This window comes from Microbacter sp. GSS18, from assembly GCA_029319145.1.
GTDB lineage: Bacteria > Actinomycetota > Actinomycetes > Actinomycetales > Microbacteriaceae > Microbacterium.
This window is the reverse complement of record CP119753.1, coordinates 711656-726462: the sequence shown is the minus strand read 5'-3', so window position 1 is coordinate 726462 and position 14807 is coordinate 711656. Positions and strand designations below refer to the sequence as shown.

Genomic DNA, 14807 nt, shown 5'->3' with positions numbered 1-14807 from the left:
GAGCATGGAACGGTTCGACACCATCATCATCGGCGCCGGCGTGGCCGGGCTGACCGCCGCACGGCTCCTGAGCGCCGCCGGCAGCCGCGTGGTCGTGCTCGAAGCACGCGACCGCGTCGGAGGACGCGTGTGGACCGATCGCACCGGCGGGCACGTCACCGACCGCGGGGCCTCCTGGATCCACGGCGTCACCGGCTGCCCCGTCGCGGCGGCCGTCGACGAGCTCGGCATGCCCACCGTCGAGTTCACCGTCGGCGCCTACCAGCCCGACAGCCGTCCGATCGCCTACTACGGGCCCGACGGCCGGCGCCTGTCGGATGCCGCCGCGCGCGCGTTCGCGGCCGACGTCCACGCTCTCGACACCGACCTCGTGCCGGTGATCGCCGCCTCTGAAGCGGATGCCTCGTACCGCGACGTGACCGAGGCGGCCCTGGCCGCCCGGGGATGGGATGCCGACCGCACGCAGCGCGTGCGCGAGTTCCTGGAGCACCGGACCGAGGAGCAGTACGGCGCGTGGATCGACGATCTCGCGGCGCACGCCCTGGACGACGATCTCGTCGAGGGCGACGAGGTCGTGTTCCCCGATGGATACGACCGGCTCCCCGCCCACCTCGCCGAGGGGATCGACGTCCGGCTCGAACACGTCGTCTCGCGCGTGCAGTGGGCCTCGGGCGGGGCGACGGTCACGAGCGACCGCGGAGTGTTCTCGGCCGGCACGGTGGTGGTGACGGTTCCCGTCGGCATCCTGAAGTCCGACGACTTCGTGATCGAGCCGACCCTCCCCGAGCCCGTGTCGGGTGCCCTTGCGCGCATGGAGATGAACGCCTTCGAGAAGGTGTTCCTGTCCTTCCCGACGAAGTTCTGGGACGACGGCGTCTACGCCGTCCGGCAGCAGGGGCCCGAAAGCCGCTGGTGGCACTCCTGGTACGACCTGACCACACTCGACGGCACGCCGACACTGCTGACCTTCGCCGCCGGGCCCGCCGCACGCGGGACGCGCGAATGGACTGAGGAACGCGTCGTGGACTCCGTGATGGCGCAGCTGCGCCGGCTCTTCGGGGAGGACGTGCCGCGGCCCACCCGCGTCCTCATGACCGCATGGCAGGACGACCCCTTCGCACGCGGATCGTACGCGTACACGACGGTGGGCGGCGCGACCGCAGACCACGACGCCCTCGCGACGCCGGTGGGCGGTGTGCTCCACATCGCCGGTGAGGCGACCTGGACCGACGATCCGGCGACGGTTCCGGCGGCGATGCACTCCGGTCACCGAGCCGCGGAGAACATCCTGGGTGGCCCGATCGCGATCGAGAGGGCGTGGCGCGGCCGCTGAGCCCTCAGGGCAGCTGCGGAACGCGGAAGCGCGGCATCACCGCCGACATCACCCAGCGCGGCATGCGGACCATCGGTCGGTTCCGGCCGAGCGCGTCGATGGCCGACATCTGAAGATCGGTGAGGGCGAAGTCGTCGATGTCGATGTTCGAGGCGATGTGGGCGGGGTTGGTCGACTTGGGGATCGCGACGAAGCCCCGCTGCCGGTGCCAGCGGAGGATGACCTGGACGGGCGACCTGCCGTGCGCAGCGGCCGCCGCGCGGATCGCCGGCTCGCTCAGAAGCTTCTTCGACCCGTGCCCCAGCGGGTACCAGGCCTGAGGAACGATCTCGTGCTCGGCGAGATAGGGAAGCAGCGCCGGCGCCTGCCAGTACGGATGCAGCTCGATCTGGTCGACGACCGGCCGGATGCGCGCAGACGCGAGCAGCCGCTCGAGGTCGGCGATCTCGAAGTTGCTCACGCCGATCGAGCGCACCGCGCCGCTCTCCACCGCGTCCTCCATGGCCTTCCAGGCCCCGAGCACGTCGCCGACCGGCTGGTGCAGCAGCAGAAGATCGATGTGACCGCTGTCGAGGCGTTCGACCGCTCCACGGATCGCGTCGCGCGACGCGCGGACGCCGTAGTCGCCGGGCCAGAGCTTGGTGGTGAGGAAGATCTGCTCCCGGTCGACGCCGGATTCGCGGATGGCGCGCCCGACCGCACGCTCGTTGCGGTATGCGTTGGCGGTGTCGATCAGCCGGTACCCGGCATCCAGCGCCGCCGCCACGCTGGACTCGCACTCGGCGACATCCGTCACCAGGAAGACCCCGAGTCCGATCCTCGGGATCTCGGCGCCGTTGTTCAGGACGATGTTCGGTGTCATCGACAGCCCTCCCGGCGGCTCGACCGCCCGATCGTGGATCGCCTCGCCACACTACGCGGCTCCGCTCGCGCTCGCGCACGGTCGGCCGCGCCGCCGCACGCCCCGTCGATCACTCGGGTGTCGGGATCGTGCCCAGCACCACCGGCCGCGACACGTCGCCTTCCTCGAAATCGACCCACACTGCGGTGCCGGGCTCGGGCGGGCGATGGCGCCGCGCACCGAAGGGGATGACGGGGAGGGCCCAGACCGAGGTGATCCCGACACTCGGCACGTCGACCGACAGGCGGCCGAGGCCGAGAGGATCCACGGAGTCTGCGACGGTGGCGCGATGCACTGGCATGCCCTCAGTATCGCCACGCGGTGTGCCGGGGCGCGAGCCCGGGCACGGAGGATCGTCGCCGCCTGCCGACATGACGAAGGCCCCGGGACCGTGGATCTCCACGGCTCGGGGCCTTCACTCCTGTGACAGCGGCTGGTGGAGATGGGGGGAATCGAACCCCCGTCCATCGTCGAGTCTCTGCGGTTTCTCCGGGCGCAGTCTGTAGAGGCGTTCTGCTCGGCTCCGACCTTTGTCACAGACACCTAAGTCGACGAGCCCAGCCTGGGAAGAGTCCCGCGCGGCGTCCAGGCGCCACCGCGCAGCAAGATCCCTAGATGACGCCAGGAGCCGTGTCGGGATCACCCACGGTCTGACGGACTATCGGGCTCGCTTACGCAGCGAGGGCGAAGTCGTTCTGCTTGGATTCGGCAGATATTGGTTTGCAGGGAGCGTTCACGAGATAACCCTGCATCCTCGGCCCGCTGCACGCAGATCGGCAAACGATGTCGAAACCGATCATCCCCGTGCTCCTCCGAATGGCGGTGGGCCGCTGTCACACTGTGGAGTTGTCAAGCCGGATGCCGAGGCACCCGAGCATCCCAGACTACAACGGATGGGACGATTGGGGAATTCCAAGACGCGCGGCATAGTGTCGAGCGCATGTCGACCTGGCGCCTCTGGATGGTCAGCGCGGGAGCCGTCGGCGTCGTCGGAGTCATCGTGCTGGTGCTGCTCCTGACGACCGACTCCGGCGCACCCGAGGCGTCCGCCGAGCCGTCGGCGACGCCGACCGCGACCGTGCCCGGCCCTGCTCCCACACCGACCCCGAGCCCCGTCCCCACACCCTCGCCCACCGCGCATCCCCTCGTGGACGCCACGTGCCAGGACGTGCTCACGGAGGACTACCTCGCCGAGGTCGCCGCGAGCGGCCGACAGGTGTGGGACTCGAGCGTCCTGACGATCGGCGTGAGGCCCTTCGACAACTTCCCCGCGGGCGCGCCGCTCCTCCAGCTGGTCTGCCGGGCCGGCGCGGACCCCGACCTGGCGACCGATGACGTCCAGGATCATGCGTGGGCCCGCATCCACTCCGAGTCCGCGGTGGCCGCCATGCAGCAGCTGGAGGCGGACGGCTACCGACGGTCCGACACGACGGAGGGCGTGTACCTGTCTCGGGTCGCAGAGGCGGGGCGCGGCGACGCCGACGGCTGGGGCGAGACCTACCTCTTCACGCCGACGGACGTCCGGTGGGCGCACACTCGAGCGGACCTGTCGGCGATCCGGCCGGCCGACGAGCTGCTCTGAAGCCCCGCCGGACGTCTCACGCGAAGTCGAGCTCGCCCCGCACGATCGAGTCGCCCGAATGGGCGGGATCACCGTCCAGCGGCTCCTGCGACACGTCCACGAGCACGTACTCGTGGATGTCGATGCCGTCGGGCACGACGAACTCGCCTTCGCGACCTTCGAGGACGCCGAGGCTGACCAGCGCGGACGCGTCGGCGGTGATGAGCCACACCTCGCGGAACCCGTCGTCGGCCTCGTCGGTGTCGAGTTCGACCCGCACGAGCTGCTCGCCGTCGTTCTCCTCGATGACGATCGCCGAGCCTTCGGCGTCCGGGTGATCGGGGAACGCCGCGAGCGTCGCGGCGGCGACCTCGACGACCTGCGCCGGGCGGACGAGCGACCACACGCCGACGAGCGCCAGGATCACCGCGGTGCCCGCGGCGAGGCCGAACAGAGCCCGCGTCAGCACGCGTCCACGCCCCCGAGCCTGTTCCGGTGCGGGAGCCGCCGTCGCGGGTTCCGCCACGGAGCCGTCCGACGGCGACGTCGCGGCGTCCAGCGGCTCTGCTTCCTCAGCGTCCGATTCCTCGGTGGCCTCGGGAAGTCCGGCGATCTCGGCGGCGATGCGGTCCCACACGCGGTCGGGCGGCGACTCGAGGTCGTCCATGTCGATCGTGGAGCGACCGACGATCACGGTGCGTCGCAGCTCGAACAGGTCGATGGTGCAGTCGTCGCACTGCTCGACGTGCGTCGACTCGTCGACGCTCATCGGCTCGCCGAGGGCGACCAGGGCGATGCGGTCGGGGTCAATGTGCGACATGGCTCACCTCCAATCGGCTGCGCAGTCTCGACAGACTTCGTCTGATGTGGCTCTTCACGGTTCCCAGCGGCATCGCGAGCCGCTCCGCGATCTGCTGGTGGGTCAGGTCGTCGTAGAACGCCAAGCGCACGACGTCCAGCGCGTCGGGCTCGAGTCGTTCGAGTTCGTCCGCGAGCAGCAGCCGGTCGGCGAGGTCGACTTCGGACTGCACCATCTCGTCGGGATCCGAGAACCGCACGAGTTCGTCCTGCAGCTTGCGAACCCTGGCGCGAGCCTCGTGCATGTCCGCGATCCGGCGCCGGGCGATGCTGACGAGCCACGTCGCCAGCTTCGCCTTGGCCGGATCGTACGAGGCCCGCGATGTCCACGCCGAGACGAACGTCTTCTGCGTCACGTCCTCGGCATCGCCCCGGTCTCCGAGCGAGCGGAGAGCGAGGGTGAACACCAGCGCCGACCAGCGACGGTACACGGCCTCGAGAGCGCGATCGTCGCCGCGGCGGAACCGCTCGACGAGCTCCTGCTCATCCAGGTCTTCCACGCGGGTTCCTCTCGTCGCGAGTGTCGTCGCCATCGTCACGCTACCGGAGTCGCGACCGCGACGACATTGTCGGCATACCGGCCGGTCGTTCGGTCGAAGTCTCCCCCGCACGTGATCACGACCAGCGAGTCGCTGCCTTCGCGAGCGAACAGCCCGTCGACCGGAAGATCCTGCTTGGGGTAGTACGTGACGCTCTCGACGCGATACGTGTGCGAGACGCCCTCGGCGTCCGCCACCGTGATGGTCTCGCCGCCGCTCAGGTCGCGAAGCCTGCTGAGCGGGCCGATGGGGCGGTCCGGCGCGTCCACGTGTGCCGAGACGACGATGTTGCCGTCGTCGCTCTGCGGATCGGACCCGAAACGGTACCAGCCGGCGACGGCCGGGTCTGCGGGCAGCTCCATGAATCCTCCCGGCTCCACGCCCACCGGCTCGACCGGCATGTCGACGCCGATCGCCTCGATGGTCAGGCGCACCGGCGGCACGCTCACACGCGCGGGCGCGGGGGTCGCCGCGGTGACGGGCACATCCACGACCGGCGTGGGGCGCGGCGCCGACACGGCCGCCTCGACGGTGGGCGCGGCCGTCCGGGCGGCGTCCTCGCTCGGCGGGCCCGAGCACGCGGACAGGGCGAGGACGACCAGCCCGGCGGCAAGCGCCCGGATGATCGTCCTCGCCGTAGCCATGAGGGTCAGCGCTCCGCCCGGCTGCGAGCCACGACCACGCCGGTCACGGACGCTGCGGCGACCGCGAAGACGCCGATCATGAGGAGCGCCTGCATCAGCGCGTCGCGCTCGGCGAGCTGGCCGCCGGTGCCGGAGTTGACGCCGTGCGGAGCCGAGTGCAGTCCGTCGATGGTCTGCGTCGCGAGCGCGAGGTTGCCGTCCTCGAGGCTGCCCCACGCGTACACGATCGTGAGGACGCCCTCCTGGACCTCGACGTCTGCAGGGCCGAGGACCGGGTCGGTCGTTCCCGCGGCGGCCACGGAGGCCGAGACGGTGCCGGCCGCGAGGTCGAGCGTCGCCTCGTCGGGGTTCGCGAGACCCTCGATCACGGCGGTGTCGCCGGCGAGCACGTCGACGGCGGGCGCGGCGGCGGTGTGGCGGACCGTCAGGCGGCCCTCGCCGGCGGCGGTCTCGGAGATGTCGTTGACGAACGCGGTCACGGTCGGCGCGCCGCCCTCGTCGAGGTGGGCGACGGCGGTGTAGCTCGTGGCGGCCTCGAGCGTCAGGGTGATCGGGCCGAGGATCGGCGAGCTCGCGTCAGCCGCGTCGGAGGCGGTGATCGCGACCTCGTAGTCACCAGCCGGCAGGTCCAGCGGACCGGCGAGATCGCTCGGTGCGAAGTCGTCGAGGGTCAGATCGCCGTTGACGTAGACGTCGACAGTGGTGTCGGGGATGCCGTGCAGCACCGACAGGTCGGCGCTCGAGTCGGAGATGGCGTGGGCGGGGGCGATCGCGCCCAGAGCCAGCACGGCTCCGGCGGCGGCGCCCATGAGGGTCTTACGCATGAGAGTCCTCTCGGTTCTGGGCGACCGTTTGTCGCCCGTCGATATGTGTGTTCCGGGAGCACTCTCGATTCGGATGCACGTGAATGGAAATTTTCTTTTCGCGTCGCTGCCGCGGCGTAGAGTCGCAGTCATGGCAGACGTCGTGATCACTGTCCGCGGTAGACACGAGACGCGCATCGCACCCGAGCGCGCCAGCGCGCACCTCAGCGTGCGGGCCGAGAGCCGCGACCGCGGAGCGGTCGTCGAGCGGATCGCGGCGCTGGCCGAGCCGGTCCGGGCGGACCTCGGCGCCCGCAAGGAGGCCGGTTCCGTCGTGGAATGGGCCAGTCAGCGGGTGTCACTGTGGACCGACCGCCCGTGGGGGCCCGACGGCAAGCGGCAGGCACCCGTCCACCACGCCTCGGTCGACGTCGTCGCGACGTTCTCGGACTTCGCCGCGATGTCATGGTGGGTCGGCGACGTGCTCGATCGCGACGGCGTCGAGCTGAGCCGCATCGACTGGCAGCTGACGCCCGCCACGCGCGCCCGCGTCGAGCAGGAGGTCGCCACAGAGGCCGTCGGCGTCGCCGTCGCCCGCGCCACGGCCTACGCCACGGCGCTCGGCCTGGCATCCGTCGTTCCCGTGGAGATCGCCGATCTGGGCCTCCTCGCCGATCATCCCCCCGAGGGCCCGCAGCCCGCCATGGCCCGCGCCGTCGCCCTGGCCGCGGCGCCCGGAGGCGGCCCGGTGACCGCGTTCGAGCCCGAGGACATCGTCGTGGAGGCCGGCGTCGAGGCGCGTTTCACGGCGCACTGACGCACTGCGGTCGGACAGGGCGCCGGCATCGGAACCGGCGGATGCCGGGCATCCGCCGGCTGCTACTCCCCGAGCCGGTTGCGCGTGCGCATGGCGCGCTCGGCCTCGCGCTTGTCCTGGCGCTCGCGCAGCGCCTGTCGCTTGTCGTACTCGGCCTTGCCCTTGGCCACGCCGATCTCGACCTTCGCGCGGCCGTCCGAGAAGTAGAGCTTCAGCGGGATGAGCGTGTACCCACCGGCCGAGATCGCGTGGCTGAGCTTGATGATCTCGTCCTTGTGCAGGAGCAGCTTGCGCGTGCGCTTGGCGGAGTGGTTCGTCCAGTGCCCCTGCGAGTACTCGGGGATGTGCACGGCGTCGAGGAACGCCTCGCCGCCGTCGATGTACGCGTAGCCGTCCGACAGGTTCGCGCGGCCTTGACGCAGCGACTTCACCTCGGTGCCGGTGAGCACCAGACCCGCTTCGTAGGTCTTCTCGATGCTGTACTCGTGGCGCGCGCGACGGTTGGTCGCGATGACCGTCTCACCGCGTTCCCTGGGCATGGCGAACTCCTCGGACTCTCGCCGTGCGGGCGCACGGCAGCCTGTCAGTCTAGCAACGCCGGGACGGATGCCGCCCGACGCGGCGCGGTGCGCTACTCGCGCAGCCAGCGGCGGATCGCGAACCCGGCCGAGAACGCCGCCAGCACCACACCGATGCCGACCAGGATCGGCACGACGATCCAGGCGTCCCCCACCCCCACCCAGGTCGTGACGAAGTCGACGCGGCGGCGCAGGTACCCCTCGACGCCGAACTGCACACCCGCGAGGACGGCGCCGCTCGCCAGGGCGGCCCCCAGCAGGGCCGCGAAGACGCCCTCGAGGATGAACGGCGTCTGGATGAACGGGTTCGACGCGCCCACCAGACGCATGATCCGCAGTTCGCGGCGGCGCGCATAGGCCGACAATCGGATCGTGGTGGCGATGAGGAGCACCGCGGCGATCAGCATGAGCACCGCTATGCCGACGGCGATGTACGTCGCCACCGTCAGGGCCTGGAACAGCGGCTCGAGGTACTGCAGCTGATCCTCGACGCCCTCGACGCCGTCGAGCGATGTGAACGCCTCGATGATGACGTCCGACTGGCGCTGATCGACGAGATTGATCCAGAACGTCTGATTCAGCTGCTCGGGTGTGATGACGCTGGCGTATTCCTCGCCGAGCAGATCGATGATGTTCTGGTAGGCCTGGTCCTGGTCCTCGAACCGCACGTCGCGGATGAGCGGAGACAGCGCCGGCCCATCGAGCCTGTCCTGCACGTCGGCGATCTGATCGGGCGTCGCGGCGCCGTCGAGACACGTCGGCTCCTGCGAGATGTCGGTGCACATGAAGACGGCGACCTGCGCGCGGTCCACCCAGTAGTCGCGCATGGTCCCGATCTGCATCTGCATGAGGATCGCGGCGCCCACGAACGTCAGCGACACGAACGTGACGAGCACGACCGAGATCACCATGGAGAGGTTGCGCCGCAGGCCGGTGAACGCCTCGGACAGGACCAGCCCCGCCCTCACGACGTGGGCCCCACTTCGTCCTCGTCGTCGGCCAGTCCCAAGCGGTCGGCGAGGCCCAGCTCCTCGACCTCGACCTCGGGGCGGTCGGCCACCGGGATCGGCTGGGTCGTCTTCGCGGTGACCGGCACGGCAGGCTCGGCATCCGTCTGCTCGGCCTCGACTGCGGGAGGCGGCTCGTCGGCCTGCGGAGCCGGTGACCCGGCGGCGGGCGCGGCGGATGCGTCGTCGGACTCGGCGGCCCGGCCGGATGCGGCGAGCGCCGCTTCGCGCTGAACCTCGAGCACGGCGCTCAGGGCCGCCACGGCGGCGGCTCCGCGCTGCGGCTGGGGCGCGAGGCTCGGCAGCTGCGACGTGTCGCCGTAGCCGCCGTGCCGCTCGTCGCGGATCAGCTCGCCCTCGCGCAGCTCGATGACGCGGCGCTGCATCTGGTCGACGAAGCCCTTCTCGTGGGTCGCCATCACGACGGTCGTGCCGCCGGCGTTGATCCGCGCCAGCAGCTGCATGATGTCCACCGACGTCGCGGGGTCGAGGTTGCCCGTGGGCTCGTCGGCCAGGAGCACCTGCGGACGGTTGACCAGGGCGCGCGCGATCGCGACGCGCTGCTGCTCACCGCCCGAGAGTTCGTGCGGCAGGCGCTTCTCCTTGCCGTTCAGGCCCACCAGGGCGAGCACCTCGGGCACGGCCTGCTTGACGAAGCCGCGTGAGGACCCGATCACCTGCAGCGTGAAGGCCACGTTCTGGAAGACGGTCTTGTCGGGCAGCAGCCGGAAGTCCTGGAAGACCGCGCCGATGTGGCGTCGGAAGTAGGGGATCTTGCGGCTCGCGAGCGTGCGCAGATCGCGGCCCAGGACGACGACACGGCCTTCGCTCGGCGTGTCCTCGCGCAGGATCAACCGCAGGCACGAGGACTTTCCCGAGCCGGATGCGCCGACGAGGAAGACGAACTCGCCGCGGAGCACCTCGAAATCGACGTTGCTCAGCGCCGGGTTCGCGGTGCCGCGGAAGCGCTTCGTGACGTTCTCGAACCGGATCATGGCGCATCGAGCCTAAGCGCCATCACGGGCGGCGCCGAGAGCGACACCCGCGCCACGGGCATCCGCGGTTCAGTCGTCGTCGTCCTTGCGCTTGCGCCAGCGGATGCCGGCCGAGATGAGACCGTCGAGATCGCCGTCGAAAACCGTGGCGGGGTTGCCGACCTCGTAGCCGGTGCGGAGGTCCTTGACCAACTGCTGGCCGTAGAGGAAGTACGAGCGCATCTGGTCACCCCAGCTGGCGGTGATGACGCCGGCGAGCTCCTTCTTCTTCGCGGCCTCTTCTTCCTTCTTCAGCAGCAGGAGGCGGGTCTGGAGCACGCGCATGGCTGCGGCGCGGTTCTGGATCTGCGACTTCTCGTTCTGCATCGAGACCACGATGCCGGTCGGGAGGTGCGTGATGCGCACGGCGGAGTCCGTCGTGTTGACCGACTGACCGCCGGGCCCCGACGAGCGGAACACGTCCACGCGGATGTCGCCCTCGGGGATGTCGACCTCGACGGCCTCTTCCATCACCGGGATGACCTCGACGGCGGCGAAGCTCGTCTGCCGCTTGTCGGCGGACCCGAACGGGCTGATGCGGGCGAGGCGGTGGGTGCCGGCTTCGACCGACAGCGTGCCGTAGGCGTACGGGGCGTCGACCTGGAACGTCGCGGACTTGATGCCCGCGCCCTCGGCGTAGGAGGTGTCCATGACCTTGACCGGGTACTTGTGGCGCTCGGCCCAGCGCAGGTACATGCGCATCAGCATCTCGGCGAAGTCGGTGGCGTCGTCGCCGCCCGCACCCGAGCGGATCGTCACGACCGCGGAGCGCTCGTCGTACTCGCCGTCCAGCAGCGTCTGCACCTCGAGTTGGCCGATGACGTCCTCGAGCTCGGCGAGCTCGTGGCGGGCCTCTTCGGCGGAGTCCTCGTCGTCCATCTCCTGCGCGAGCTCGACGAGGACCTCGAGGTCGTCGAGGCGCTGGCCGACGTCGGAGACGCGCTTGAGCTCCGCCTGACGGTGGCTGAGGGCGCTGGTGACCTTCTGCGCCTTCTCGACGTCGTCCCAGAGGTCGGGGGCGGCGGCCTCGTCGCTCAGCCGGGCGATCTCAGCGGTGAGCGCGTCGACGTCCACCACCGCCTGGATGTCGGCGTAGGTGGAGCGGAGGGCCTGGATATCGGCGGAGAGATCGAGCTCGAGCATGACACTCCAGACTAACGTGGTTGAACGTGTCAGACCGCGCAGATTCCGTCGGAGCACGGGATGTCCTGTTGCGGTTCGGCCCGATGGTCTATCTGCCGACGCTGCTGTTCGCGCTCGGCGAGGGCGCGGTCATCCCCCTCATCCCCGTCATCGCTGCGCAGCTCGGAGCGGATGTGGCGACAGCGGCGCTGGCGGCATCTGCTCTGGTCGTCGGACAGCTCTCGGGCAACATCCCGGCGGGATGGGCGGTCGCGCGCATCGGCGAGCGCCGCACGATGGCCGCCGCCGGCACCATCTCGCTCGCCGGCGTGGCGGGCATGGTGTTCGCTCCGGTGCTGGGTCTGTTCGCCCTGTCGGTGTTCCTCATCGGGTTCTGCGCTGCCGCGTTCGGGCTCGCGCGGCATTCGTTCATGACGACGCGCGTTCCACTGGCGTTCCGCGCGCGAGCGCTGTCGCTGCTGGGCGGCTCATTCCGACTCGGCATGTTCGTCGGCCCGTTCGTGGCGGCGGCTCTGCTGGCCGTCTTCAGCGATGAGCGCGCGGCCATCTGGTTCTTCGGCGTGTGCCTGGCGGCGACCGTACTGCTGGTGCTGCTGGGGCCCGACCCCGAGGAGGAGTTCGCGCCCGCCGTCACGCGCGTCTCCCCCGCCGAGACGGTCGCCGAGCAGGTGGCCGACGACTCCGGCGAGGCCGTCACCGGGTCGATCGCGGTACCCAGGCGCGCCGGGGTCTTCCCCACGATGTGGCGCAACCGGTCAGTGCTGGCACGGCTCGGGCTCGCGGCGTCGTCGCTGTCGGCGGTTCGTTCGGCTCGGCAGGTCGTGCTGCCGCTGTGGGGTGTGTCGATCGGGCTGGACGCGCAGACCATCGCCCTCGTGGTCGGGGTCTCGGGAGCCATCGACTTCGCGCTGTTCTACGCCAGCGGGCAGGTCATGGACCGGTTCGGCAGGCTGTGGGCGGCGCTGCCGGCGATGCTGCTGATGGGCACGGGATTCATCGCGCTGGCGTTCACGCACGATCTGCCGGACGCCGCGATGTGGTTCGCGCTGTTCGCGGCGGTGCTCGGCGTCGGCAACGGGCTCTCGAGCGGCATCCTGCTCACCCTCGGCGCCGACGTCGCCCCCAAGGACGACCCGGCGCCGTTCCTCGGCTCGTGGCGGACGCTCACGGATGCGGGCGGCGCGGCGTCCCCGCTGCTGGTGTCGGCGATCGCCGCCGTGTCGTCGCTGTCGATCGCGACCGGCGCGGTCGGCGCGGTGGGACTGCTCGGTGCGATGGCCTTCCTGCGCTTCGTGCCGCGGTTCGTGCCGCGGAGCCGACCGTGACGTCGGACGTCGTGCGCTTCTGCCGCAGCCGCAATGAGGGCAGGCGCTGCACCCGGACTCTTGATCACGCGGGACTGCATCGTCACCGCACGATCATGTGGACGGATGCCGGGGCCGACCCGGCGCGTTGCCCGGGGTCGGGAGCGTCAGGCGCCCCCGCAGCGCCCCTCGCCGACGGGTGGCCGCACGGTCGCGCGCTGTGCGGCGTCTGCCATCGGTTCGTCGAGCTCGACGCGGGCGGCGCGGTGACGGAGCATGACACGTTCGACCCGGGTGAGCCGGCGGACGCGGACGCGCGCCGCCGGGAGTGGCTCAACACGTTCGGGTGGTGAGGGCTCGGCCCACGTCGTCCGCAAGCGCACCGAGGACCCCGGCTCTCGCCGGGGTCCTCGGGGTGGCTGACGCCTCAGGTCAGTCCGTGTTGTCGTTGTCGATCGTCAGAGTCGACACCTCCACGCACGTGGCGCTGATGGGATCCTGCGCCGCGTTCGTGCTGGCGTAGCTGGTCTCCCACGAGAACGAACCGCTGGCCGTCTGGGCCGTGGTGTTCGACGTGGAGACCTGCTGCGGCGATGCACCCGAGACCGCAACGGTCTCTTCGTAGATCGCCGTGCCTGTGCACGTGCTGTTGTCGAACAGCTTGAACGTCACCGAACCGGCGAGGTCACCGCCCGCGCTGGCCGAGACCGTCGCGGTGTCGTTCGGCACCCAGCTCTGCGCCGTCGTCATCGTGGACGGCACGGTGCTGACCACAACGGTCTCGTTCGAGTCGTTGCACGAAGTGTTGTGGTCGGTGCTGTTGTTGTTCGGCGAGTTCCCGCTGTACTCGGCCACCCAGTGGTAGGTGCCGGCCGAGGTCGGCTCGTACTGGGGGTCCGGCGTGCCGTAGTCGCCGTTGCCGCTGACCGTGACCGCCGACGAGGTGTACACGAGGTTGCCCGCGTCGCAGGTGCCCTTGTACAGCTTGAAGGTGATGGTGCCGCCTGCTGCCGCACCGGCGGTGCCGTCGTCGTTGATCACGGGTGAGGCCGGCTGCGTCGCCAGGCCACTGATCGACGCGGTGTCGCTCACGGTGTTGCCGAGAAGGACATCACTGCTCGCAGTGGTGCTCAGGCTCGGTGTCACCGGGCTCACCGTGAAGCACTCGGACGCCGACGAGTCGCTGGATCCCGGGATCCCGTTCGCCGAGTCCCCGCTGAACACGGCGCGCCAGCAGTACCGGCCCGCCGAGGTCACGTAGGCGCTCGGTGAGAGAACGGTGTCGGGGTAGGACCCGCCGCTCAGGCCCGTCGAGCCGACGCTCGTCCCGCCGCTGGTGCAGAGGTCCGGAGCATCCAGCTTGCAGAGGTAGAACGCGACCGAGCCGGCCGGGGTGGATGTGCCGCCCTGGATGTCGACCACCGCCGAGTCCTTCACCTCGACCACGCCGGAACCGATCGAGAGCGCGCCGGTGATGGCGCTGCCGTCGCCCTTCTTGGGCGTCGTCACCGTCGTCGACGTGCAGTTGCTGATCGGGGGTGCCGTCTGCAGGATGGTGTCCTTGTAGTCAGCCGTGTCGGAGTTGCCCGTCACCGTGCTGGGGATGGTGTTCGCGAACGACAGGCACGCAGTCGAACCGCCGAAGATGGTGTCGGTCAGATTCACCGCGGCCTCGCCGAAGAATCCGTCGGCGCTGTACGCCGCCGCCGAGACAGTGGCGTCCAGCTGCGTCGCGGCGCCGAGGATGAGCCCACCAGCCCCGTCGTCCTCCCAGATCCTCAGGAACAGATCCAGGCTGCCGCCCTGCTGGTCCCACAGGATCATGAAGTCGTCGGCCTGGCGGTTCGCCCACGGGTTGCAGCTCGCCTCGAGCTCCTCGATGGTCGCCGTGTCGTAGTCGCACGCCGCCGGCACCGGGTCCTGCATGAATTCGTAGGCGATGAATCCGCTGCCGGTGTTCTTGTCGCGCTCCCACGCGAAATAGAGCCAGTCGTCGCCGTCGGTGTCCTGGTCGGTGTCGAGCCACGCGCGACGCAGGTCGACCTGCGCGTTGGGGTTGGTCTCGTTGAGGGTCGGCGGGGCATCGTCGTGGATGTAGATGACCTTGGTGGTGTTGTTGTTGAGCGGGCCGAGCTCCTTGACGTTGCCGTACAGGTCGTCGAGAACGGCGAAGTTCGCGTCGTCCGGCACGATCCCGTCGATCGTGTACGGACCGTCGTCGGCCGCAGCGGTCGGCGCCGTCAGCGCGGCGGCCGCCAGCACGAGAGCCGATACCGCGGCTATTC

At 70.2% G+C, this 14807-nt stretch carries 16 protein-coding genes and 1 other RNA gene; 5 read left to right on the top strand and 12 right to left on the bottom strand.

The features are described 5' to 3' along the window. Positions 1-4 precede the first annotated feature (4 nt). The gene (locus tag P0L94_03405; protein ID WES65126.1) at positions 5-1333 is read left to right on the top strand and encodes an NAD(P)/FAD-dependent oxidoreductase; all 1329 of its coding nucleotides are present in this window, start codon (positions 5-7) and stop codon (positions 1331-1333) included. Between the two features lie 4 nt (positions 1334-1337). Here the strand turns inward: P0L94_03405 and P0L94_03400 are convergent, their stop codons facing one another. The 3 genes from P0L94_03400 to ssrA all read right to left on the bottom strand — a co-directional run bounded on the left by P0L94_03400 (position 1338) and on the right by ssrA (position 3038). Continuing rightward, positions 1338-2195: an aldo/keto reductase gene (locus tag P0L94_03400; protein WES65125.1), complete on the bottom strand. Its 858-nt coding sequence runs from the start codon at positions 2193-2195 to the stop codon at positions 1338-1340. A gap of 109 nt (positions 2196-2304) precedes the next feature. Next, positions 2305-2535 (bottom strand): phage baseplate assembly protein V, encoded by a 231-nt coding sequence (locus P0L94_03395; protein WES65124.1) that lies wholly within the window; start codon positions 2533-2535, stop codon positions 2305-2307. Between the two features lie 133 nt (positions 2536-2668). Next, positions 2669-3038, bottom strand: a transfer-messenger RNA (tmRNA) gene (gene ssrA, locus P0L94_03390). A gap of 136 nt (positions 3039-3174) precedes the next feature. Here ssrA and P0L94_03385 point away from each other — a divergent pair. After that, positions 3175-3816, top strand: a complete 642-nt coding sequence (locus P0L94_03385; protein ID WES65123.1) for a hypothetical protein — start codon at positions 3175-3177, stop codon at positions 3814-3816. 16 nt (positions 3817-3832) lie between these two features. Here the strand turns inward: P0L94_03385 and P0L94_03380 are convergent, their stop codons facing one another. The 4 genes from P0L94_03380 to P0L94_03365 are packed head-to-tail and all read right to left on the bottom strand — an operon-like array spanning position 3833 to position 6660. Then, complete coding sequence (locus tag P0L94_03380) at positions 3833-4615, bottom strand: anti-sigma factor (GenBank protein ID WES65122.1); 783 nt, start codon at positions 4613-4615, stop codon at positions 3833-3835. Then, on the bottom strand, positions 4602-5153 hold the full coding sequence (locus P0L94_03375) for a sigma-70 family RNA polymerase sigma factor (protein WES65121.1): 552 nt from the start codon (positions 5151-5153) through the stop codon (positions 4602-4604). Before P0L94_03375 ends, P0L94_03380 begins: the two co-directional genes overlap by 14 nt. 35 nt (positions 5154-5188) lie before the next feature. Continuing rightward, the gene (locus P0L94_03370) at positions 5189-5836 is read right to left on the bottom strand and encodes a sortase (GenBank protein ID WES65120.1); all 648 of its coding nucleotides are present in this window, start codon (positions 5834-5836) and stop codon (positions 5189-5191) included. 5 nt (positions 5837-5841) lie between these two features. Beyond that, positions 5842-6660, bottom strand: a complete 819-nt coding sequence (locus tag P0L94_03365; protein ID WES65119.1) for a DUF4397 domain-containing protein — start codon at positions 6658-6660, stop codon at positions 5842-5844. Positions 6661-6790: 130 nt separating this feature from the next. Here P0L94_03365 and P0L94_03360 point away from each other — a divergent pair, with 130 nt between their 5' ends. Next, on the top strand, positions 6791-7456 hold the full coding sequence (locus tag P0L94_03360; GenBank protein ID WES65118.1) for an SIMPL domain-containing protein: 666 nt from the start codon (positions 6791-6793) through the stop codon (positions 7454-7456). A 62-nt stretch (positions 7457-7518) separates the two neighbouring features. On the opposite strand, the gene smpB is transcribed toward P0L94_03360, so the two are convergent. The 4 genes from smpB to prfB all read right to left on the bottom strand — a co-directional run bounded on the left by smpB (position 7519) and on the right by prfB (position 11218). Continuing rightward, positions 7519-7995 (bottom strand): SsrA-binding protein SmpB, encoded by a 477-nt coding sequence (gene smpB, locus P0L94_03355; GenBank protein WES65117.1) that lies wholly within the window; start codon positions 7993-7995, stop codon positions 7519-7521. Positions 7996-8087: 92 nt separating this feature from the next. After that, positions 8088-9002 carry a permease-like cell division protein FtsX gene (gene ftsX, locus P0L94_03350; GenBank protein WES65116.1) on the bottom strand — a complete coding sequence of 305 codons (915 nt, stop codon included), beginning with the start codon at positions 9000-9002 and terminating at the stop codon, positions 8088-8090. Further along, on the bottom strand, positions 8999-10036 hold the full coding sequence (ftsE, locus tag P0L94_03345) for a cell division ATP-binding protein FtsE (GenBank protein ID WES65115.1): 1038 nt from the start codon (positions 10034-10036) through the stop codon (positions 8999-9001). The genes ftsX and ftsE overlap by 4 nt, the downstream gene beginning before the upstream one ends. 69 nt (positions 10037-10105) lie before the next feature. Further along, complete coding sequence (prfB, locus tag P0L94_03340; GenBank protein WES65114.1) at positions 10106-11218, bottom strand: peptide chain release factor 2; 1113 nt, start codon at positions 11216-11218, stop codon at positions 10106-10108. A 26-nt stretch (positions 11219-11244) separates the two neighbouring features. Between prfB and P0L94_03335 the strand changes: the two genes are divergently transcribed. Together P0L94_03335 and P0L94_03330 are read left to right on the top strand one after the other, a co-directional pair. Continuing rightward, positions 11245-12543 (top strand): MFS transporter, encoded by a 1299-nt coding sequence (locus P0L94_03335; protein ID WES65113.1) that lies wholly within the window; start codon positions 11245-11247, stop codon positions 12541-12543. After that, positions 12540-12875 (top strand): hypothetical protein, encoded by a 336-nt coding sequence (locus tag P0L94_03330; GenBank protein WES65112.1) that lies wholly within the window; start codon positions 12540-12542, stop codon positions 12873-12875. The genes P0L94_03335 and P0L94_03330 overlap by 4 nt, the downstream gene beginning before the upstream one ends. Positions 12876-12954: 79 nt before the next feature. On the opposite strand, the gene P0L94_03325 is transcribed toward P0L94_03330, so the two are convergent. Then, a complete protein-coding gene (locus tag P0L94_03325) occupies positions 12955-14784 on the bottom strand; it encodes a hypothetical protein (GenBank protein ID WES65111.1) in 1830 nt (609 codons plus the stop codon). Positions 14785-14807: the final 23 nt, after the last annotated feature.

Coding starts and splice junctions, on each gene's coding strand:
- P0L94_03405 (WES65126.1), top strand. CDS start 5: ATGGAACGGTTCGACACCATCATCATCGGCGCCGGCGTGGCCGGGCTG.
- P0L94_03400 (WES65125.1), bottom strand. CDS start 2,195: ATGACACCGAACATCGTCCTGAACAACGGCGCCGAGATCCCGAGGATC.
- P0L94_03395 (WES65124.1), bottom strand. CDS start 2,535: ATGCCAGTGCATCGCGCCACCGTCGCAGACTCCGTGGATCCTCTCGGC.
- P0L94_03385 (WES65123.1), top strand. CDS start 3,175: ATGTCGACCTGGCGCCTCTGGATGGTCAGCGCGGGAGCCGTCGGCGTC.
- P0L94_03380 (WES65122.1), bottom strand. CDS start 4,615: ATGTCGCACATTGACCCCGACCGCATCGCCCTGGTCGCCCTCGGCGAG.
- P0L94_03370 (WES65120.1), bottom strand. CDS start 5,836: ATGGCTACGGCGAGGACGATCATCCGGGCGCTTGCCGCCGGGCTGGTC.
- P0L94_03365 (WES65119.1), bottom strand. CDS start 6,660: ATGCGTAAGACCCTCATGGGCGCCGCCGCCGGAGCCGTGCTGGCTCTG.
- P0L94_03360 (WES65118.1), top strand. CDS start 6,791: ATGGCAGACGTCGTGATCACTGTCCGCGGTAGACACGAGACGCGCATC.
- smpB (WES65117.1), bottom strand. CDS start 7,995: ATGCCCAGGGAACGCGGTGAGACGGTCATCGCGACCAACCGTCGCGCG.
- ftsE (WES65115.1), bottom strand. CDS start 10,036: ATGATCCGGTTCGAGAACGTCACGAAGCGCTTCCGCGGCACCGCGAAC.
- prfB (WES65114.1), bottom strand. CDS start 11,218: ATGCTCGAGCTCGATCTCTCCGCCGATATCCAGGCCCTCCGCTCCACC.